Below are 18,837 nucleotides of genomic sequence, written 5' to 3' on the forward strand. Positions count from 1 at the left end.
GAGCCCTTGATATGCGTTAGCTGTGGCCAAGTGCCTTTTGATCGGTTTTTGGCGTTTCGTCGTCGGTTTTGATGCGTTTAAGTTCGCTATCCATGCGGCGCACGGCACGGCGATGTTTGCCATGGACCAGCCATTCATAGGCAAAACCAACACCGAGCCCGATCAATAAAGCAACCATGATCGGCAGGAACAGCGGCAGATCAACCTCATAGGGCAATGGCCATAATGAAAGCGTCACCGCGGTTCGGTTCGACACGGCAAATACAGCGATTAGAACCGCAAGCGGTATTGAGATAATCCAGTAAAGGAAGCGCATTCTTAGCTCCTTGTGCCAGATCAGCTGCGTTGGAAATCCACCGCAGCAAAATCAGGCAACAGGTCACGTTTGATATTCAGAGCGACAGTATGGGGCAAGAGTCAGATAAAAGCCATGCCACCAGCGGCACAGATTTCTGCACCATGGGTGACCTGACACAACAACACGGCCAAAGCCCTGTCGCTGGTTATCTGTCCATCACGCGGGAATTAGTTCAAACGTTCGCGGAGCTGCTTGCCGGTTTTGAAATAGGGAACCTTTTTCTCACCGACCGGGACCGCGTCACCTGTACGCGGGTTGCGGCCAACACGGGCATCTCGCTGCTTGACGGAAAATGCACCGAATCCGCGAAGCTCGACCCGGTCTCCGCGGGCAAGCGCGTCGGTGATTTCGTCAAAGATCGTTGCCACAATACGTTCGACGTCTCGCTGATAAAGATGCGGATTCATTTCAGCGAGCCGGGCAATCAATTCAGATTTCGTCATTTCCAGGCCCCATCCTGTTGGTGCTGACAGTCTCACTCAACCGCGGATTCGATTATACCAGAGGGTAACTCTCACTCAGGTTGCCAGACCACCAGCAAACCGTCAAGTTTAAGCCCCTCAGATGACAGCATTTTTCCAAGGTTCCCCTCAAGAAGTGCGCTCATCAAATCGTCTTCCGGGTATTCGATTTCAAGCGGCACGACTTCCGCTTCCGGCGTGACACCAGCTTCATCTTCAAGCCAGCGTAAGGCTTCACGACGGCCTCCTAATTCATCAATCAAGCCATTGGCCAGAGCCTGCTGTCCGGTATAGACCCGACCATCGGCCAGGGTTTCCACCGTCGCAACCGGCATTTCCCGGCGTTCTGCAACCATGCCAACAAACACATCAAACATGTCTGAAATCAGGCCTTGCATGGCCGATTTTGCAGCGTCATCAACCGGTTCGAACGGATTTGGTGCCGCTTTAAGCGGGCCGCTTTTAACCGTAAGCGGCTCTACGCCAAGCTTTTCCAACGTTCCGGAAAAATTCATCGACTGGAAAATGACGCCGATAGACCCCGTGATCGTGCCGCGACGCGCAATGATATGGTCTGCAGCAATCGCGGTCATATATCCGCCGGATGCAGCAACGGTGCCCATTTCGGCAACGATGGGTCGGGTTTCGCCGATCCGCATCAATGCCTCATACAGCGTTTCGCCACCGACCATGGTGCCGCCCGGGCTGTTGATATGGACAATCACGCCGACAACGTCGCTGTCCTTTTCAATCGCATCAAGCGCATCGAGAAGATAGGGATCTTCGGTGATCACACCTTCGATATTGATCTCGACAATTTTGGGACCGCTCACACCAAGAACACTGTCCTGAACGCCGGTTCTCGCCAAGCCAATGACAATCACGGCAACAACAGCAATCACGGCGAGCACACGCCAGCGAAAGACGGATTTCTTTAATCGACGTCGATCAAGCAGGATATCGGCATCAAGCGCCATCAATGGTGTCCCGGTTATAATTGTTCAATCAGATACTTAGAAAGGAGCTTACCCCTAAACCTGTCTTTTCAAATGGTTTTTCTGGGCACAGAAGGCAAGAAGAAAAAGCGTTTAAAATCAAAATTTTCGCGAATTTTAACGATAAATCGCACCACACCACCGATTCGCACCCCGAATCACGGACGGTATAAAATTTTTAACTGTGAATTCCACGACATAGCCAACCCCGCCCGGCGAGAAACGCCGATGCCAAAGGCCCATCCAGAGACTCTATTGGTCCACCTCGGACGGCTTCACGGATGTATTGCCCATGGGGTGTAAGGGATCAATCTTGGCGATAAGGGGCTTGGCAGAGAGATGACTGGCGCTGTGCCCATCACAGTGCCTGTGGGTGGCATGGTAACTGGTTGGGTAACGATGACCAACCTTGCACCACCGCGCAATCACTGGCCATGGCGGTGGCAGTGTCGCGACGCCGCCTGTCAGATTGAGCGCCACAGAGACATTACCCATCAGACAAAAGAAAACGGGCCGCGCAAATTGCGCGACCCGTCTTTTTGATCTGCGAACAGATCGGTCTTCGTGGAAAACTGGCTTATTCGCCGGTTTCCTGTTTCTTGCGCAGAGCTTCGCCGAGAATGTCGCCGAGCGATGCACCGCTGTCTGCCGAACCGTAATCCGCCATAGCTTTTTTCTCGTCAGCAACTTCAAGAGCTTTGACCGAGAGGCTGACTTTGCGGGTTTTGGCATCGATCGCAGTAACACGTGCGTCGATTTTTTCACCAACTGCAAAGCGTTCCGGACGCTGTTCTGAACGCTCACGCGCCAGTTCAACTTTACGGATGAAGCCTTTCAGCTCGGTGTCGCCAACAGAAACTTCGATGCCGCCATCATTGACTTCGGTGATCTCACAGGTGACTGCTTCGCCACGTTTGATACCGGTAACGGCTTCTTTGAACGGATCACCCGAAAGCTGTTTGATGCCGAGCGAGATGCGTTCTTTTTCAACGTCAACGTCAAGAACCTTGGCTTTGACGATGTCGCCTTTTTTGTATTCTTTGATGACTTCTTCACCAGCGCGGTCCCATGACAGGTCCGAGAGGTGAGCCATACCGTCGATACCGCCCAGAAGGCCAATGAACAGACCGAATTCGGTGATGTTCTTGACTTCGCCTTCGATCTCGGACTCAACCGGATGAGCTGCAACGAAGGCATCCCATGGGTTCGAGGTGCACTGCTTGAGACCAAGCGAGATGCGGCGTTTCTGTGCATCGACGTCGAGCACCATGACTTCGACTTCCTGCGAGGTCGAAACGATTTTGCCCGGGTGGATGTTTTTCTTGGTCCAGGACATTTCGGAAACGTGGACCAGGCCTTCGACACCAGCTTCGAGTTCGACGAATGCGCCGTAATCGGTGATGTTGGTGACACGACCTTCGAATTTCGAACCGACCGGGTATTTGGCTTCGACACCTTCCCACGGATCTGCTTCAAGCTGCTTCATGCCAAGCGAGATACGCTGGGTTTCGCTGTTGAAACGGATAACCTGGACTTTAACAGTCTGGCCGATCTGCAGAGCTTCGGACGGATGGTTGATACGTTTCCAAGCAATGTCGGTAACGTGCAACAGGCCATCAACGCCACCAAGATCGACGAATGCGCCGTAATCGGTGATGTTTTTGACAACGCCGTCAAGGATCTGACCTTCCTGAAGGTTCTGGATCAGCTCAGCACGCTGTTCTGCACGGGTCTCTTCGAGAACTGCACGACGCGAAACCACGATGTTACCGCGCGAACGATCCATTTTCAGGATCTGGAACGGCTGCGGGTTGTTCATCAGCGGGGTAACGTCACGTACCGGACGGATGTCAACCTGGCTGCCCGGCAAGAATGCCACGGCGCCCGACAGGTCAACGGTAAAGCCGCCTTTAACACGACCAAAGATGGTACCGTCAACGCGTTTGCCTTCGGAGAACTGTTTTTCAAGTTCAACCCAAGCTTCTTCGCGACGCGCTTTTTCACGCGACAGAACGATCAAGCCGTCTTTGTTTTCATAGCGGTCGACATAAACATCAACGGTATCGCCAATGTTTACTTCGCCTGCGCCAAATTCTTTAAGGGGTACGCGGCCTTCGGATTTGAGGCCGACATCAACGATTGCATCGTCGTCAGTTTTCTTAACGACCGAACCGGTCATTACGCGGCCAACAAAACCTTCGTCTTCAGAACCAAGGGTTTCAGCCAACAGAGCGGCAAAATCTTCGCCGGTCGAGAATAGTGCTTGTTCAGCGGTGGTCATAAACCAGACTTCCTTTCGAGTATCGTCACTAATATTCTGGCCAACCGGTTGTATCCGGTGGTCTTAGCCGCAAAATCGCGGCGATCGTGTCAGGCGCAATCCAAACCCGGACACATATAAAAGGCGAACCTTCCATACGCGAAAAGGTGAACGCACAAGTCGTTCACCTTAGGGACAGGTCGTAAGACCGGCACCTCGGGATCGTTCTTCGCCTGACGGTTAAAACGCCCTTTGATCAGTCATCCGCACTCATATGAGTATGGATATGCGCCATAACGGCATCGAACACTGCATTGGCATTCAGACGGTCCGTATCTATGTGGATTGCGTCTTTTGCCATCATGAGCGGTGCGACATCGCGGGCACTGTCTCGGGCATCCCGTTCTTCAAGCTCTTTGAGAACGCGCTCGTATATAGCAGCGGGATTTTTTTCCTGCAACTGTTTGAACCGACGGTTTGCACGTTCTTCTACACTTGCAGTCAAATAAAACTTGATCGGAGCTTCGGGACAAACGACCGTTCCAATATCACGACCATCGAGAACAGCCCCGCGCTTGCCCCCCGGAGGGTTGCTTGCAAGGTTGCGCTGAAAATCAAGCAATACGGCGCGAACCTTTGGAATCGCTGCAACTTTTGAGGCAGCAGTGCCGACTTCTTCGCTGCGAAGCTCTTCGCCCGACAAGTCATCGGCACCAAGATTTTCAGCCGCCTTTACTGCAACTGCTTCGTCGGCGGGATCGGCACTTTGGGCCAAAACTTTCGCACCCGTGGCACGATATAAAAGGCCGGTATCAAGGTAGGCATACCCCATTGCGTCTGCGACTCGACGCGCCAAAGTCCCCTTGCCGGACGCTGCCGGCCCATCAATGGCGATGATCATTTGCTTCGCTCCCTGTTTATATATCGGCTGTGTATTGCTTTATATATTGGGTCGGACGAATCACGAATGTAGCGCAAAAACAGCGCCCATATCGCCCATCAATTTTTCAAAGTTCGGGAAGCTTGTCGCAATCGGGTTGGCATCATCGACCGCGACGGGTTTTTCAGCACCCAGACCAAGGATCAGGAACGACATTGCGATCCGGTGATCCAGATGGGTTTCAACCATCCCGCCGCCCGGAACGACACCGCCGGTTACAATCAAATCATCGCCTTCGATCCGGTGAATAACACCATTGGCGGCAAGGCCGGCCGCCACCGCAGCCAGACGATCGGATTCCTTGACCCGCAGTTCTTCAAGATCGCACATACGGGTTTCGCCATCCGCATAGGCCGCTGCCACCGCCAGAACCGGGTATTCATCAATCATGGACGGTGCGCGGTCGGCTGGCACCACAATGCCCTTGAGGCGGTTTTTGCCCGTGACAATGAGATCGCCAATGGTTTCACCGGCTTCTTCGCGTTCATTGGTAATCGTGATGTCCCCGCCCATTTCAATCAGGGTGGTGATCAAGCCGGTGCGCAGCGGGTTCAGGCAAACATCGCGGATGGTCATGTTTGAGTCCCGATTGATCAGAGCTGCGACCAACGGGAAGGCCGCCGAACTTGGATCGGTCGGCACCACAATGTCGGCTGCGGTCATTTCCGCAGGTCCGGTCAGACTGACCGTGCGGCCGCCATCGTCATTGATCTTCACATCCACAGCGACCCCAAAGTGACGCAACATGCGTTCGGTATGATCGCGCGATGGTTTTGGTTCAATCACCGTGGTTGTGCCGGTGGTGTTCAGACCGGCCAGCATCACAGCCGATTTCACCTGAGCGGAGGCCATCGGCAGGGTGTAGGTCACCGGTTTGGCTTCGTCGGTGCCAATCACAGCCATCGGCGGACGGCCCCGGTCACGGGTGATGAATTTCGCCCCGAATTCCGCCAGCGGATCGGCAACACGGCCCATCGGGCGTTTGCACAGCGATGCATCGCCGGTAAAGAACGTCGTAATCGGATGGGTGGCAACGATACCGGCCATCAAACGAATGCCGGTACCCGCATTACCCATATCAATGACACTATCGGGTTCGCGCAAAGCCCCCACACCAACGCCGGTCACATACCATGTGCCATCGTCTTCGCGGGTCACGGTTGCACCAAGCTTGCGCATGGCGTCCGCAGTTGCCAGAACGTCTTCGCCTTCGAGCAGGCCGGTTACTTTGGTTGTGCCAATGGCCAGGCCACCAAACATCAGGGAACGATGGGAAATTGATTTGTCACCCGGAACCCGGATATCGCCCGAAAGTGGTCCTGATCTGGACGCGGCAAGCGGACGTTTGGTCTGCGAAGAACTCATTGAGCCATCCCTGTCAGTAACTGTTTATCTTGATCAGAAGCGGATTTGAAAACCATCGCGGTGCAGCCGTCCTTTCAGGCGCTCACGAGGCAATTAATCGCCGGTGGAAAGCTCTAGCACAAGCGATTGTCACGCACCAGTATCGAACCCGATTTTTGGCTTAGGCATATCGACATTTATGGGGCACATTTACCTCTTCGGCACGTCAGAGGGAAAAACGATCAATTTCCTTTTGACAAGGCCGCAACAAGATGGCAATTGGGCCTTTCAGAAAACTTGCTTATGCGCTGCTTTGCAGCACGTTGCGACGAACAGTCTTTGTCTTGGATGATAACGGTAATTAAGAGGGTTTGCCGTAATGTCAGCACGCGGTAAGAAACGTCACTGCCTCGCCTGTGATACAAAATACTATGATTTGAACCGGACCCCGGTTGTTTGCCCGAAATGCGCCACACCAGATGGCGTCACAAAGGTTAAAAAATCCGCGGTTGCCAAACCAGCACCGGAAGCAGATGAAGACATCGATGACGTCAACGATCTTGACGATGATGTCGACACGGATATCGGTGAAGACATTCTTGAAGATGCTTCTGATCTTGGCGAAGACGACGATGATCTTGGTGAAGTCTATGAGCATGTCGAATCCGACGACGACGACACCTAAGATTTTTTAGAAATTAGGTCTTGCCAAGATTTGGTGAACCTTCTAAATATGCGCCGCGCCGCAGGGTTTACTTCGGTATCACTGCGACGCGGACAAAGTGGGGCCGTAGCTCAGTTGGGAGAGCGCTACAATGGCATTGTAGAGGTCGTCAGTTCGATCCTGATCGGCTCCACCATTCAAAACCCGTTGCTTTCTGCGACGGGTTTTGTTGTTTCCGGGTATGCTCAATTTACCTGTTTCGTGAACATGCTCACGATATCCGCACTCGGAGCCAGTGTTTCGGCCAGCGAAGACAGATAATTCGGCGACCATTTCCGATACACCCGCGACACGGTTTCCCGTGTTGTCGCAGTCATATCCGAAATCTGATCGATTGAATGTCCGGCCATTGCCAGCCACGAAATTACCGAGTGTTTCAGAACGTGCGGTGATACCGGATCGAGCCCCGCATTCTCGCAGGCTTGCCGGAAGGATTTCTTGATATCCTTCAATGGCCTTCCATTGTACTCGACCACATAGGGCGTCTGGGCAGATCGCTTTACTTCCAGAAGCATCTTTGCCGTAGTAGGACTGATCGGCACAACCGCCCGCCGCTTCCCGGTAATTTCCCTGTCCGGGTCCTGAAAGTCGATATGCGGACGCTCCAGATTTACCCGATCCCATGTGAGCTGCAGGATAGCTGATTTCCGGGCAGCGGTTGACATCGCAACCAGTATGAAAACCTTCAAATGCTGCGGCCCTGCGGCCTCCAGCAACCGATAGGCTTCCTCCTGCTTTAGCCATTTCTCGCGGGGTGAAGACTTGCGGGGCATATCGATTTCCGGCACCGATTCGATCCAGCCTTTTCTCAAGGCGTGGCTCAAGGTGGTGCGGAGCTCGATGAGCTCCGCCCGTAAACCGCCGGGACGGTGTTCCCTTTTCTTCCAATAGGCATAAACGCGACTGGATGTGATCTGCTCCGGCAACAGTTTCCCGAAGTGTTCGTGCAGGGGCTTGTGATAGTAAGGCGTATTTTCTGCCCGTGCGCGTCCCTTGGCCTGAATATCCGCCAACCGCTTTTCTAGCAGCTCCGACACGGTTGCATTGCTGGCTGGAGCTTCGAGCTTGTTGATAACCTCTATCAAACATTGCTCAGCTTCCGTGCGATCTGTTGTGCCCGTAGACTTTGCTTCGCCCCGAAAGCGAATGTACCAGTTTTCACGGTTTGTGAGCTTGACGAGGCGGGGTGGTTCTTCCTTGCGGGGCATGTGTAACGCTCCAGATATTCGGACAGTGACGATGCAGGCACACGGATGGTGCAACCGGGGCGGCGAATGCATGTCATCTCGCCCCGATTTACCAATTGCCGTGCCGTTTCGTAGCAAACACCAAGACGGTCTGCGACCTCATGCAAGGTCAACAGCCTATCAAGTGCTTGCGCTGTCACTCTGGAGACGGTAGGATCATCAGTGTTCAAATCATTCATGAGCTTTTCCTTTCGGATTGGTTCAAGCTGCGTCAACAGCTCGAATGGTTCTCAAGTTAGAAGCGGCTCGGATCACCTATCCGGGCCGTTTTTCTTTTCAAGTTCTTGCGTGAGTTTCGCGACTTCCTTTTCCAAGTTTTCCAACTTTTCAAACATCTGTTCAAAGTAGTGATCTGCTAACGCACCGTTAGACGTGACATGTGCAATCTTTCCTTCCATCTCCATATCCTTGAAATGCCAAACAAAACTATTGAACGTCAGTGATGCAAAATCACTATCGGCTTTAATCTCACCGGCACGAAACAACATCTCGAACATCCAGCGAGGATCAATTGAGAGTGCCATTGAGATTTTTGCTGCATTCAACAACGAGGGATATTTCCCCTGTGGCTGTCCCGCCATCTCATATTTGACCATGGAATTTGGGCTGATCCCGGTCATCTTGGCTAACCCTGTTCTCGACATACCGCGCTTTTCGCGCGTGCGCCGGATCAGTTCACCCAAAGACAAGATAAAGCCGCCATCATATCCGGTTTCATTTTCCAAATTCGTCATAACAACCCTCAAATAAGTACAATTATATTTACCCCTATTTGATGGTTCGTCAAGACCATTTAGTATTTTTTGCTCAAACCATCAATTAAGATGACAGGAAGAACAGCACAGTGCCCCTTCACACTCAAGAAACTGATTGCGCAGAAAGGTATTGATCAGCAAAAAAGTTTAGAGGCATTGTCGCGGCTTCCACGTGATCAGCATTGATAAAACCTCGCTTTGCATAGTCCACTGCACGGGCCGTTATCGCATCGGTCAGAAAGTCTATCGGGTCGATATCCGCATATTCCGCAAGCTCCTGCGCGGCTCGCAAGATTGCCCTGGCCACAACAATCTGATCATGGTCGATAACGTCACAAAACATCATTCCAGCCACACCGAAAGCAGTTTTCTGGCGGTGTTCCTGTTTCTTGATCGCGGTTTTGCTCATAGGTGCATTCATGGTTTTCTGGCTCCTGTCTTTGGGTAAATGGCGCGGGCATTGATCAACCCGCGCCGCTGTCGATTAAGCCGCGGCTTCCAGTTCGCGACGTGGAAACTGGTCCAGATTGGCCAAATCCATTCCCTTTCCCATTAGGGCCAACTTGCGAAGCGGGTCGCGGATCAAGGGCACAAACTCGGCATAGTCGCCCCAGCAGTCAGACCAGCCGAGAAAACGCGGTTCTTCGATATCGAATTCGTCTTTGATATCGTCTGCAACTGTGACCAATGCCTCACGGTCGATGGTATAGAGGTCAGCACCGAGAATTGCTGTATCAACAATGCGCTCCTCAACCAGACCACAGAAACGCTGCGCTTCGTCGATATCCTCAACAAACAGGCCGAAAATGCCGTCTGCGGTAGGACGATCACCTTCAAACAGGCCCCGCGCTTCGGCCAACGCTTCCAACTCATCGCTTTCAAGGCGCTTCATTGCCGTGGTCAATTCATCAACCAGAGCCATTGCACGACGCTGGGCACCATCGAACCCGACAGCCCGAAACGCGGTCAACTCATCAAGCATCGCCTCGACCACGACCATTCCCCCGGGAACTTCCTCGGGAACAGTTTCCCCTTCCTTGGGAGTTTCCACGGCAATCTTTTTGGGGCCTTCCTCTGTTCCCGCCATTTCACCGAAAGGCAATTTGTACAAATCACAAAGCGCCTTCAAACGGGTAAGCGTCGGCTCCGATGCTCCTGCTTCGTAATGCTCAAGCGTCTTGGCTGGAATGCCGGTTTCATCCTGTACTTTGGCACGGGAAATACCGAGTTCATCACGCGCATTACGTAGCTTTACACCCATCGTTGCGATGGCATCATTTTCCGGCAGGTCACGAACTTGTTTAACCATTCTGGTTTCCTTTCTCATTTCCCATTCCCTACGTAACGTATACGTATGGCATGGGAGTTTCCCGGGGACATTCCCCGGCAGTTTGATCCCGAGTGCCTATGCACTGGCGGGAACTCCCGAAACCACTTCGGGAACCTTGTTCGGGCATCGCCCATATCGCGTATCGGAAGGGCCACCACGCACAACACCATCGCGGTCGATGATTTCGTATCGTCGCGTGACCTTTCGCATTTTTTGTCTGAAATCTTTGGCCTTTGGCCCCCGCACATGATCGGTGATCAAGGTCGCAATCTGGGCGGGCAGATCGACAGCGATCTTGTCGTGATCCATGCCAGACAGAACCGCCAGATTTGCCGACAGGCCGACAAGCTGGGCTGTGATTGTCTGGCGTTGCTGATCTTCCATGACCTGCTTGATAACGCCCGGTGTGGCGTTGCTCGACCAATCGGACAAATCGCGGGTAATGCAGTCTTTTGCAGCACACCAGAATTCATCATCATCAATCCGGGAGACGTTTTCGTTCTTTTCCCATGCACGGGATTTGTAACGGACCTGCACCAAGGCATCCTTGAAGATATCGCCCAGTGCCTTGCGCAAATCGGGCCAGCGCGTAATGCCCCAATGTTCCTTTAGATGCTTTTTGCCCGCCCGGATTTCGAGACGCCAAATCTGATCACCGGCCTCATCAAGCTCATCACGATCAATGTCCCAAATCGACCACCAGTGGCCCTTTTGCTTCTTCACCACCTCAAGGCGCTTGTCATAGATGCAAATCTGGCGTCCCGGCATTTTCCCAATGGTAAAGCCCGTGCAACGCTGCCCGCGCCATGCTTGGTTCCATTCATCGCCGCTTTGGCCCAGCGTCGTTGTGCCGTGCATTGAAAAGCGATCTGGATCGATACGGAAATCACCGGATACCCGCCAATCCATCGCAAAATCGACACGGGAAATCGATTCCTCCAAAACCGTTGCGCCAATCGCATCCAGTTCGTCATACATCCGGGCAACGGCCTGTTCGAAACCGAATGCGGCCAACGTCGCGCTTTTGCAGGAAACGCGGATACCCCAGTTTTCCTTACGCTGCGACTTGGACATGAACCATGTAAAGCCGAGGTCGCCCGTATCCACGATAAAGGAATACCCGCCATCGCGAAGACCAGTCGGGCCGACATGCCCCTTGAAGTCGCCTATCTCGACATACTGCCGTTGCTTAAGCTCCTGTGCGGCCTCTTTACCGCCCTCAAGCACCTCAACCGCACTGAGCGGGATGCAACCCTTGAACGTCACGTCAAGCCCGTCAAAACCTGCGTAAATCAGCTTCATTTTAGTTCCCCTGTCACCAGAGGGGGGCGTGATACAAAAACCGCCCCCCTGACATTTCTCTGGGCGCGGCTGTTCGTAACCGATACACTTTGCGCGAGTATCAACTGGCTGTGTTGCAGCCGAATGGCAAAGGCACCCAAATGCTTACGTTGAAAGATTTCGTGAAAGAGACACTTACGGAAATAGTTGATGCGGTTGCCGAGTTTTCTGCCGAGCGAAGCAGTACTGGCGCAAACGCTAACCCTCCGATCTCTAAAACTCCTGACCAAAATCACGACCACTTCTTCATTGGGGAGTTCAACGAAGCTCAAAATCGCTATGATCTGATCATGCCTGTTAGCTTCGACGTGGCCGTTAACGCAGCCGACACTAGCAACACGACAAAAGGCGCTGGTATTAAAGTCGTGTCCTTCTTGAAAGCTGATGGAAGCACCAGCTCGGAAACAACTGCAACCGCTGCCAACCGTGTTCAATTTACCGTTCCGTTGCGTTTGCCCGATACTGGGGCACGTGGCCGAACGAGCCCCCCACAAGCCGATTACGCAATCGGTGCACCAGAAAGCGACTACTGAACCGATGGGGGCCTTGCCCCCAAACCCCCGCGTTTCGCCAACGGGCAGGGTTGCAGGAGAAGGAACACTGCGCTGCGCTTCGTGTTCTTTCCTGCCACCCATGCGGGACGCTATGGCAACCGCAACCGCGTCAAGAGGCTTCCGCCGCGCTAAAGCGCGGTCTCCCGAGAAGCCTCTTGACCCGGCTCCGGTCACCTGATGGAGCGAATAAGCAGCATTGGCGCGGATCATTTGGCACCTCCAAGCTGCAACTGGCGGCGCTCATGAACAGCAATTACGTTCGTTACAGTCGACTTGGAACAACCAACCTTGCGGGCAATTTCCGCCTTACTGGTTCCTGCCTTGGAAAGACTGATAATTTGGCTATCACGCCCCTGCCGATCCTGCTTTCTGGCAAAAGTGATCAGTGAAACAGCACGTTGCTGTGACACGCCATAATCACGAACTAGCTGTCTGAGGATTTCGCCGTAAGGCATTCCACGCGCATGATGCCGATCATGATCACGAACAAGGGCGCGTCCAAGCTCAAGAGACTCAGAGATTTGCCGGTCTGTTGCTTCTTTCCGGGCTTTTTCTTCTTTTTGAGTTATCCGTTTTTGTGCCCGTTGCGCCTGCGTCGTAAGTGACCGAACATTGACAACTGCGCCAAGCAATTCTGCCAGTTCCTGTTGTGTCAGGTGGATCGACAGAACGTATTCAGTGATCGCACCGGCAACCCGTTCAATCGAAATCCGGCCACCTTCAAAATTCATCCGCTTGGAGGTCATGGCAAAACCCTCCACGCAGAACATAACGACATCCCGTTTCGTGAACATGCACACAAAACGATTTCGGACGGTCCATAAGTTGTTGATTTTATTGGAACGGGCTTTCCGCCAGTTTTTGCCTTAAACCCGCTGTTTTGCTGGGCTTTCTGTTTTATGGCATTGTAGAGGTCGTCAGTTCGATCCTGATCGGCTCCACCATTCAAAACCCGTTGCCTTTGGCGACGGGTTTTGTCGTTTCGGAGATGTATAATTAAGCCCCGCAATGTTGCTCGACACAGCTGTTCTGAAACAAACGCGCACCAATCTGTTCCCCCACATCACCCCACGCCGAAATTTACCCGATTATTCCGCAGCCTTGTCCATGCCTTTCGCAGGCATATCATCCGGGCTTAGTTTTGCGTTTTGGCATCTGCGAAACAGTTCCTGATGGATTGATCGCGCGATGCTCTCGCCGGTTTTTGCTGCCGCGTCGAAATAGCCGGTGAAAATCGGGCGAAAACCGGTAAACCACAGCCCCGGATTGTGAAGATCCGCCTCACCCGACGGGTAATGGGGCTGCCCATCTGGGGTAACACATCCCAAATGGGCCAAAATTCTGGAAAGTCCGGTTCGATAGCCCGTCGCTACAATCATGACATCCGGGCGGATATATTGGCCGTTCTCAAGAAAGGCACGCCCCTCCCAGAATGATCGGACATTGGGGATTGCTTTGAACCATCCCGATTTCAGCGCTGCGACAAATCCGTCATCAATTGCGAATGCCACCCCATCTTTAATAAGCCGTGTGCCGCCCCCATCCGGGTGCGATGGCAGGCCAAGTGCATCAAGATTTCCCAGAAACAGCCGCTGAGTCAGACGAAACGCCGGATCAAGTAATGCCGCTGGCAGCATGGCGAAAAGGCGCGCCAGACGGTGAAGGGGAAAGCCAAACACACGGGCAGGCAAGATTGCTGGGCCATGGCGCACAGAAACCAGAACGTCTGCCGGATTGTGCCGGGCAAGATGGTTCAAAACATCCGCGCCCGAATTTCCCGCACCCACCACTAGCACACGCATGCCATCAAAACGTGCCACATCACCCAGATCGCAGGCGTGGATCAGTTCACCTTCAAAACTTTCCATTCCCGGCCATTGGGGGATAAACGGCACACGATCCCGTCCGGTGGCAACAACGACATTCTTGGCTATGTATGTCTTCTCAGCACATTGAACCTGCCATCCGTTTGGATTGCGCTTTATTGCGGTTACAGACGTTCCATATTCGATCGGCACATCAATTGATGCTGCATAGTCCTCAAGATATCTGACAACGGTGTCCCGCCTGAGAAACACGCCATCGGATTTTGGCGGATTAAGATCCGGCAGCTTGGCGAAATGGCGATGGATGTTCAGCCGAAGAGCAGGGTGGCGTGCCCGCCAGGGTTCTGCCACACGTTGGTTTGATTCGAAAATGCGGGCGGAAATTCCGCGCTTGGCCAATGCCTTGGCACAGGCAAGACCGGACAAGCCCGCACCAATAATCAGGACGTCGTCCTGCATTGCGGATTTCATAACGTTGGTCCTTTTGAAGGATACTTATCGTGCGTCTGGCATAAAATCCGGTGCTGCGGTTGCCCCGTGGGGTAGGAGGTTTGGGGAAAAGAGACACACCGCAGACACCGTACGAAGCGCAAAAAGTGCTGTTAAAACAGACTTTTCACGTCTCCGATTCAGGCCCGTGCAACGAAATAGGCATTGATTGGATCATGTTCGAGCCGATGGGTTTCAACGGTTTCGAAACCTGACTTGGCCAGATATTCCTGAGCTGTTTCAACGCCCCACATCGCACCTAGCCCCGGCCCTCCCTGACCGATTGAAATCGGCGTGCAATGCATGCTGGAAATCGTAAACAGCAGGGGTGCGAAGGGGTTTTCGATGTTGTTTTCCAGATCGCGCGAACCACCGATATCCTGCATCAGGTAAACACCATCTGCAGAAAGCGATGCTTTGATCATTTCAAGAAAGGCTAGTGGGGCTTTCTGATCATGAACCGCATCAAATGCCGTAATCAGTTCAAATGAACCGATGCTCTCGACAGTTCCAAGATCCTGCGCAACGAAAAAGAGATTATCGAGCCCCTTTTCCTTTGCTTCAGCCATGGTTGGGGCAAAGGCCCCCGCACACAGATCAAACCCGGTAAAGGTGCTATTGGGGAAGGTTTCAGCCAATTTCATCATGGCGCGACCTGCACCACAGGCAACATCCGCCACATTGATACCGAGTACTAGCTTTTCGCGCAAACCAGGCACAACCGGTAGAATACCATTTTCCAGATTAGCCACGACCAGCTGACTGCTATCTTCGGCCATAACTTCATGGAAACGATTGAAATGATCGTAGTGAAGCCCTTCGCCCGATTCAAACCTGACCAGCATTTCATCCTCGACCGAGGCGGCAACGCCGATAAACTGGCTGGTGACCGCCATATTGTTGGGGGATGCGGCGCGGGTCAAAAAGGCTGCATGTTCAGCCGGGAGCGAATAACATTTCCCGCGCGGGTCATAGTCAACCACACGCGACGTTACCATGACGCCAAGCCATTCGCGCACATAGCGTTCCCGGCAACTGGTAAGATCAGCAAGCTCTTGCGACGTCACGCCGGGATTGTTTGCCAGCACATCAAAAAGGCGGGTCCGATGGCCCATTGATGACATCAAAATCATCGCAGCTTCTGACAATGCGCCAACGTAGCGGTTGGCGAAGGCTTCGGCCTTTTGGTCATCAAATTTTTGTATCTTTTCCTGAACGGTCATTTTGCTTTCCTCAACCTGATGCGACGCAATTTTCTGCGTCGGTTTCACGAGGGGGTATAGACCTGAAAAACATGCTCCGGTAGAATTGAAAAAGAACAAATCGGTGATTATCGGACGCAATATTGAGTATTTTTATGAAAAATTCTATTAGAACGGTGATTATTGGCAGTCCATCTGCTGGCACCGCGGCGATATTTTCGATCCTTGATATCCTGTCATCTGTCGGGCGCGACTGGGAAATGCTGCACGGTGCACCACCATCAGAACCAAACAAGTTTCAACCGCTTCTGTGCACGATGACCGGCGCACCTTATCTCGACATTAATGGACGCAAGGTCACGCCGGACGCCGCACTTGATGCTGGCAAGTTGCCCGATCTGATCATTGTTCCCGATATTCACATCGACTTTGGCGGTCCGTTGCCGGACGATTTGATCGCACTTTCCAAATGGATTGGCGATGCGCATGCCAAGGGCGTCATGACCACGTCGGTGTGTTCAGGCACGATGTTACTCGCGACAGGGGGTGTTCTTGATGGCAGGGAAGCGACCACCCACTGGGGCGTTGCCGATTTACTTGCAACACAGTTCCCAAAAATCACTGTTCGCAGGGAACGCATTTTATGCCCAACGGGTGAAGGCCATAACGTGGTTACTGCGGGCGGGTCATCGTCTTGGGTCGATCTGGTGCTTTATCTGATTGCCCGGCTGGTCGATGCCGATACCGCGCGCCGCATTGCAAAGGTCTGGTTGCTCAATACCCATAATGACGGGCAGTTGAATTACGCATCCCTTGCTGCCGGGCGACAGTATGAGGACAAAATCATTGCCGATGCCCAAGCATGGCTTTCGCAGCATTATATGAAGACATTCCCGGTATCTGGGCTGGTTGAACGAAGCGGAATGTCAGCACGTGGTTTCCTGCGGCGTTTCCGCCGCGCAACGGGCCATTCACCCGCCGAATATGTACAAACCTTGCGGGTCGAAGAAGCCAAACAGATGCTTGAAACCACCAACCTTGCCATTGACGAAATTGCAGGAGAAGTTGGCTATACCGAACCCTCAAGTTTCCGGTCTGCCTTTCGCAAGAATGTCGGCATGTCGGCATCGGTTTACCGCCGTAAATGGCAGCCGTTTTAAGATGCCCGTTGACACCAGATTGCAGATTTCCAATGACTGCCTCAGAAAATTAGATTGAGAAAATTTGAACCAAACCGGTCCGGGCTTGGTTGGACCCAACAGCGATGATGCAGTAACCTGCCACATCAAGACGCAACCGGGCAGATCAGCCCGGCACAATGATCATACAGGGAGAACACTATGAGCAAGGTTTGGACGGTCTATTTGTCGGGTGAAATTCACAGCGACTGGCGCGAACGGATCGCTGCCGGTGTTAAGGCCGCGAACCTTCCGGTGGAGCTGGTCGCCCCGATCACGATGCATGAAGACTCAGATGATTGCGGCGTCGCCGTTTTTGGCGCGGAAGAAAACAAATTCTGGCATGACCGCAAAGGGGCGCAGCTTAACGCCATGCGCACCAAGACCTTGCTGGCCGGTTCCGATCTTGCGGTCATCCGGTTTGGCGAGAAATACAAGCAATGGAATGCTGCCTTTGATGCAGGGCAAGCAGCCGCACTTGGCATCCCGTATATTACCCTGCATCCGACCGAGCATGATCATGCGCTGAAAGAAGTTGACGGTGCCGCCCATGGTGTCGCACGCGAGCCCGAGCAGGTGGTTGCGGCACTGGCCTATATCATCCGTGGCGACATGCCAAAGGCATAGGCCGTCGGGCCCAATTTTGCGTAAGAGTCGGGAAAATCCCGATTGAGGATTGATTGACCCCGTTGGCACACTCCGTTGCCAATGGGTCAGGCTTAGTGAACCGTTTGTCCCGATGCCTGATCCGGGTCGGTCGGAACGATCAGATCATTGCCAAGCAGGGCCAGTTCGCTGGTCGCACGGACCACCATGATCCGGCCTTCGACCGGGACGCCCTTTTCCTGACGCAAAACACCAAGCGCATCGGAAAGAACGTCAAAACCGCATTCACGCAGCCATTCATCGATGGCCTGTTCGTGGTGGCGGAAACGTTGGCCGGGGCCGAGGTCGTAGGGGAACACATCGCCGTGCTCCAAGCTAAAGACCATCAAGCCGCCGGGCTTCATGCGGGCCTGTGCCGCACGCAATGCCGGGGCCAGATCGCCGAGATAGTTTAAAACGTCAGCAGCAACGACCAGGCTGTATTGCGTGCCAAGATCATCTGGCATGTCGGTAATGTCGCCCGCGACCAAGGTGCGATAAATCCCCTTGGCCCGTGCGCGGTTGATCATGCGCGGGGACAGATCTATGCCATCAATGGCAGCAAAATTTCCACCGAACACTTCACCGACAAGCCCGGTGCCACAGCCCAGATCAAGGACTTCCACCGGTTCAGCCATCGCGTTCAGATAGGTCCGCACGGCTTCTAGCAACAATTCCGGGCCGCGATAGGCCAGACGGTCCCGCAGGCTGATTTCAAAGCGCGGGGCATAATCGTCAAACAAGGCACGGACATAATCGGGCGGCAAGCGATCGCGCATGGCGGCCGCCCCCAAAAGGGTCAGGCGGACTTCGCCCCCCATACGATCGAGCGGATCGAGAATCAGATATTGGCGAAAGGCTTCAATCGCGTTTTCGGTTTCGTTTGCCCGTTCATAGATATCGCCAAGCGTGAAGTGGGCTTCGTCCCAATCCGGGTCGGCAGCGATGGCCGCACGCGCAACGTCGGCAGCAGCGACATAATCGGCCTGCGACACGAGGGCCAATGCAACATCAAGTCGCCGACTTGCCGACAGGCGGTCTTTACTCATCTATGTTTTGAAATCCGAAAAGGGTTTTGGTGAAAACACCAGAACCACAGCCAAAGACAGTGCTATATCTACTGGTTTTCGGCGTTTGGCAAGATAGATAAAATCACGTTATTTCAAGCAGTTGCTGTTAAGCTGCTGG

19 protein-coding genes, 1 tRNA gene and 1 pseudogene are annotated in these 18,837 nt (G+C 53.3%); 5 read left to right on the forward strand and 16 right to left on the reverse strand.

Going from position 1 to position 18,837, the window contains the following annotated elements:
- Window positions 1–16: 16 nt before the first annotated feature.
- The 6 genes from RIC05_RS04220 to aroA form a co-directional block, all read right to left on the reverse strand.
- Complete coding sequence (locus tag RIC05_RS04220; protein WP_350042003.1) at window positions 17–316, reverse strand: LapA family protein; 300 nt, start codon at window positions 314–316, stop codon at window positions 17–19.
- A gap of 209 nt (window positions 317–525) precedes the next feature.
- Window positions 526–801 carry an integration host factor subunit beta gene (gene ihfB / locus RIC05_RS04225; RefSeq protein ID WP_044830114.1) on the reverse strand — a complete coding sequence of 92 codons (276 nt, stop codon included), beginning with the start codon at window positions 799–801 and terminating at the stop codon, window positions 526–528.
- 71 nt (window positions 802–872) lie between these two features.
- Window positions 873–1,796, reverse strand: a complete 924-nt coding sequence (gene sppA / locus RIC05_RS04230) for a signal peptide peptidase SppA (RefSeq protein WP_350045215.1) — start codon at window positions 1,794–1,796, stop codon at window positions 873–875.
- Between the two features lie 595 nt (window positions 1,797–2,391).
- Window positions 2,392–4,095 carry a 30S ribosomal protein S1 gene (gene rpsA / locus RIC05_RS04235; protein ID WP_350042005.1) on the reverse strand — a complete coding sequence of 568 codons (1,704 nt, stop codon included), beginning with the start codon at window positions 4,093–4,095 and terminating at the stop codon, window positions 2,392–2,394.
- A gap of 235 nt (window positions 4,096–4,330) precedes the next feature.
- Window positions 4,331–4,975 carry a (d)CMP kinase gene (gene cmk, locus RIC05_RS04240; RefSeq protein WP_350042006.1) on the reverse strand — a complete coding sequence of 215 codons (645 nt, stop codon included), beginning with the start codon at window positions 4,973–4,975 and terminating at the stop codon, window positions 4,331–4,333.
- 60 nt (window positions 4,976–5,035) lie between these two features.
- Window positions 5,036–6,379, reverse strand: a complete 1,344-nt coding sequence (gene aroA / locus RIC05_RS04245) for a 3-phosphoshikimate 1-carboxyvinyltransferase (RefSeq protein ID WP_350045214.1) — start codon at window positions 6,377–6,379, stop codon at window positions 5,036–5,038.
- 358 nt (window positions 6,380–6,737) lie between these two features.
- Between aroA and RIC05_RS04250 the strand changes: the two genes are divergently transcribed.
- A complete protein-coding gene (locus RIC05_RS04250) occupies window positions 6,738–7,043 on the forward strand; it encodes an FYDLN acid domain-containing protein (protein WP_350042009.1) in 306 nt (101 codons plus the stop codon).
- Between the two features lie 99 nt (window positions 7,044–7,142).
- A tRNA-Ala gene (locus RIC05_RS04255) sits at window positions 7,143–7,218 on the forward strand.
- Window positions 7,219–7,267: 49 nt separating this feature from the next.
- On the opposite strand, the gene RIC05_RS04260 is transcribed toward RIC05_RS04255, so the two are convergent.
- From RIC05_RS04260 to RIC05_RS04285, 6 genes and pseudogenes are all read right to left on the reverse strand, one after another.
- Window positions 7,268–8,290, reverse strand: a complete 1,023-nt coding sequence (locus tag RIC05_RS04260) for a tyrosine-type recombinase/integrase (RefSeq protein ID WP_350045213.1) — start codon at window positions 8,288–8,290, stop codon at window positions 7,268–7,270.
- A 17-nt stretch (window positions 8,291–8,307) separates the two neighbouring features.
- Window positions 8,308–8,508, reverse strand: a pseudogene (locus tag RIC05_RS04265) (helix-turn-helix domain-containing protein); the annotation flags it as partial.
- A 72-nt stretch (window positions 8,509–8,580) separates the two neighbouring features.
- A complete protein-coding gene (locus RIC05_RS04270) occupies window positions 8,581–9,063 on the reverse strand; it encodes a helix-turn-helix transcriptional regulator (RefSeq protein WP_350045212.1) in 483 nt (160 codons plus the stop codon).
- A gap of 124 nt (window positions 9,064–9,187) precedes the next feature.
- Window positions 9,188–9,505: a hypothetical protein gene (locus RIC05_RS04275; RefSeq protein ID WP_350045211.1), complete on the reverse strand. Its 318-nt coding sequence runs from the start codon at window positions 9,503–9,505 to the stop codon at window positions 9,188–9,190.
- Window positions 9,506–9,568: 63 nt separating this feature from the next.
- On the reverse strand, window positions 9,569–10,393 hold the full coding sequence (locus tag RIC05_RS04280; RefSeq protein WP_350045210.1) for a helix-turn-helix domain-containing protein: 825 nt from the start codon (window positions 10,391–10,393) through the stop codon (window positions 9,569–9,571).
- Window positions 10,394–10,489: 96 nt separating this feature from the next.
- Window positions 10,490–11,716, reverse strand: coding sequence for a hypothetical protein (locus RIC05_RS04285; protein ID WP_350045209.1), 1,227 nt, complete (start codon window positions 11,714–11,716; stop codon window positions 10,490–10,492).
- 89 nt (window positions 11,717–11,805) lie between these two features.
- Here RIC05_RS04285 and RIC05_RS04290 point away from each other — a divergent pair, with 89 nt between their 5' ends.
- Window positions 11,806–12,288, forward strand: a complete 483-nt coding sequence (locus tag RIC05_RS04290; RefSeq protein WP_350045208.1) for a hypothetical protein — start codon at window positions 11,806–11,808, stop codon at window positions 12,286–12,288.
- Between the two features lie 227 nt (window positions 12,289–12,515).
- Here RIC05_RS04290 and RIC05_RS04295 read toward each other — a convergent pair whose 3' ends face one another.
- The 3 genes from RIC05_RS04295 to RIC05_RS04305 form a co-directional block, all read right to left on the reverse strand.
- Window positions 12,516–13,055: a hypothetical protein gene (locus RIC05_RS04295; protein ID WP_350045207.1), complete on the reverse strand. Its 540-nt coding sequence runs from the start codon at window positions 13,053–13,055 to the stop codon at window positions 12,516–12,518.
- Window positions 13,056–13,397: 342 nt separating this feature from the next.
- Entirely contained in the window at window positions 13,398–14,606 is a 1,209-nt protein-coding gene (locus RIC05_RS04300; RefSeq protein ID WP_350045206.1) for a flavin-containing monooxygenase, read from the reverse strand.
- A 158-nt stretch (window positions 14,607–14,764) separates the two neighbouring features.
- Window positions 14,765–15,847 carry a class I SAM-dependent methyltransferase gene (locus tag RIC05_RS04305; RefSeq protein WP_350045205.1) on the reverse strand — a complete coding sequence of 361 codons (1,083 nt, stop codon included), beginning with the start codon at window positions 15,845–15,847 and terminating at the stop codon, window positions 14,765–14,767.
- Between the two features lie 134 nt (window positions 15,848–15,981).
- Here RIC05_RS04305 and RIC05_RS04310 point away from each other — a divergent pair, with 134 nt between their 5' ends.
- Window positions 15,982–16,986 (forward strand): GlxA family transcriptional regulator, encoded by a 1,005-nt coding sequence (locus RIC05_RS04310; protein ID WP_350045204.1) that lies wholly within the window; start codon window positions 15,982–15,984, stop codon window positions 16,984–16,986.
- A 180-nt stretch (window positions 16,987–17,166) separates the two neighbouring features.
- The gene (locus tag RIC05_RS04315) at window positions 17,167–17,631 is read left to right on the forward strand and encodes a YtoQ family protein (RefSeq protein WP_350045203.1); all 465 of its coding nucleotides are present in this window, start codon (window positions 17,167–17,169) and stop codon (window positions 17,629–17,631) included.
- Between the two features lie 92 nt (window positions 17,632–17,723).
- Here the strand turns inward: RIC05_RS04315 and RIC05_RS04320 are convergent, their stop codons facing one another.
- Complete coding sequence (locus RIC05_RS04320; protein WP_350042011.1) at window positions 17,724–18,698, reverse strand: methyltransferase domain-containing protein; 975 nt, start codon at window positions 18,696–18,698, stop codon at window positions 17,724–17,726.
- Window positions 18,699–18,837: the final 139 nt, after the last annotated feature.

It is taken from the genome of Thalassospira sp. (assembly GCF_040218635.1).
In the GTDB taxonomy this organism is placed as follows: Bacteria; Pseudomonadota; Alphaproteobacteria; order Rhodospirillales; family Thalassospiraceae; genus Thalassospira.

What these genes read in the sequence shown, in the direction of transcription:
- RIC05_RS04220 (WP_350042003.1), bottom strand. Translation starts at nt 316, where the DNA reads ATGCGCTTCCTTTACTGGATTATCTCAATACCGCTTGCGGTTCTAATC.
- ihfB (WP_044830114.1), bottom strand. Translation starts at nt 801, where the DNA reads ATGACGAAATCTGAATTGATTGCCCGGCTCGCTGAAATGAATCCGCAT.
- sppA (WP_350045215.1), bottom strand. Translation starts at nt 1,796, where the DNA reads ATGGCGCTTGATGCCGATATCCTGCTTGATCGACGTCGATTAAAGAAA.
- rpsA (WP_350042005.1), bottom strand. Translation starts at nt 4,095, where the DNA reads ATGACCACCGCTGAACAAGCACTATTCTCGACCGGCGAAGATTTTGCC.
- cmk (WP_350042006.1), bottom strand. Translation starts at nt 4,975, where the DNA reads ATGATCATCGCCATTGATGGGCCGGCAGCGTCCGGCAAGGGGACTTTG.
- aroA (WP_350045214.1), bottom strand. Translation starts at nt 6,379, where the DNA reads ATGAGTTCTTCGCAGACCAAACGTCCGCTTGCCGCGTCCAGATCAGGA.
- RIC05_RS04250 (WP_350042009.1), top strand. Translation starts at nt 6,738, where the DNA reads ATGTCAGCACGCGGTAAGAAACGTCACTGCCTCGCCTGTGATACAAAA.
- RIC05_RS04260 (WP_350045213.1), bottom strand. Translation starts at nt 8,290, where the DNA reads ATGCCCCGCAAGGAAGAACCACCCCGCCTCGTCAAGCTCACAAACCGT.
- RIC05_RS04270 (WP_350045212.1), bottom strand. Translation starts at nt 9,063, where the DNA reads ATGACGAATTTGGAAAATGAAACCGGATATGATGGCGGCTTTATCTTG.
- RIC05_RS04275 (WP_350045211.1), bottom strand. Translation starts at nt 9,505, where the DNA reads ATGAATGCACCTATGAGCAAAACCGCGATCAAGAAACAGGAACACCGC.
- RIC05_RS04280 (WP_350045210.1), bottom strand. Translation starts at nt 10,393, where the DNA reads ATGGTTAAACAAGTTCGTGACCTGCCGGAAAATGATGCCATCGCAACG.
- RIC05_RS04285 (WP_350045209.1), bottom strand. Translation starts at nt 11,716, where the DNA reads ATGAAGCTGATTTACGCAGGTTTTGACGGGCTTGACGTGACGTTCAAG.
- RIC05_RS04295 (WP_350045207.1), bottom strand. Translation starts at nt 13,055, where the DNA reads ATGACCTCCAAGCGGATGAATTTTGAAGGTGGCCGGATTTCGATTGAA.
- RIC05_RS04300 (WP_350045206.1), bottom strand. Translation starts at nt 14,606, where the DNA reads ATGAAATCCGCAATGCAGGACGACGTCCTGATTATTGGTGCGGGCTTG.
- RIC05_RS04305 (WP_350045205.1), bottom strand. Translation starts at nt 15,847, where the DNA reads ATGACCGTTCAGGAAAAGATACAAAAATTTGATGACCAAAAGGCCGAA.
- RIC05_RS04310 (WP_350045204.1), top strand. Translation starts at nt 15,982, where the DNA reads ATGAAAAATTCTATTAGAACGGTGATTATTGGCAGTCCATCTGCTGGC.
- RIC05_RS04315 (WP_350045203.1), top strand. Translation starts at nt 17,167, where the DNA reads ATGAGCAAGGTTTGGACGGTCTATTTGTCGGGTGAAATTCACAGCGAC.
- RIC05_RS04320 (WP_350042011.1), bottom strand. Translation starts at nt 18,698, where the DNA reads ATGAGTAAAGACCGCCTGTCGGCAAGTCGGCGACTTGATGTTGCATTG.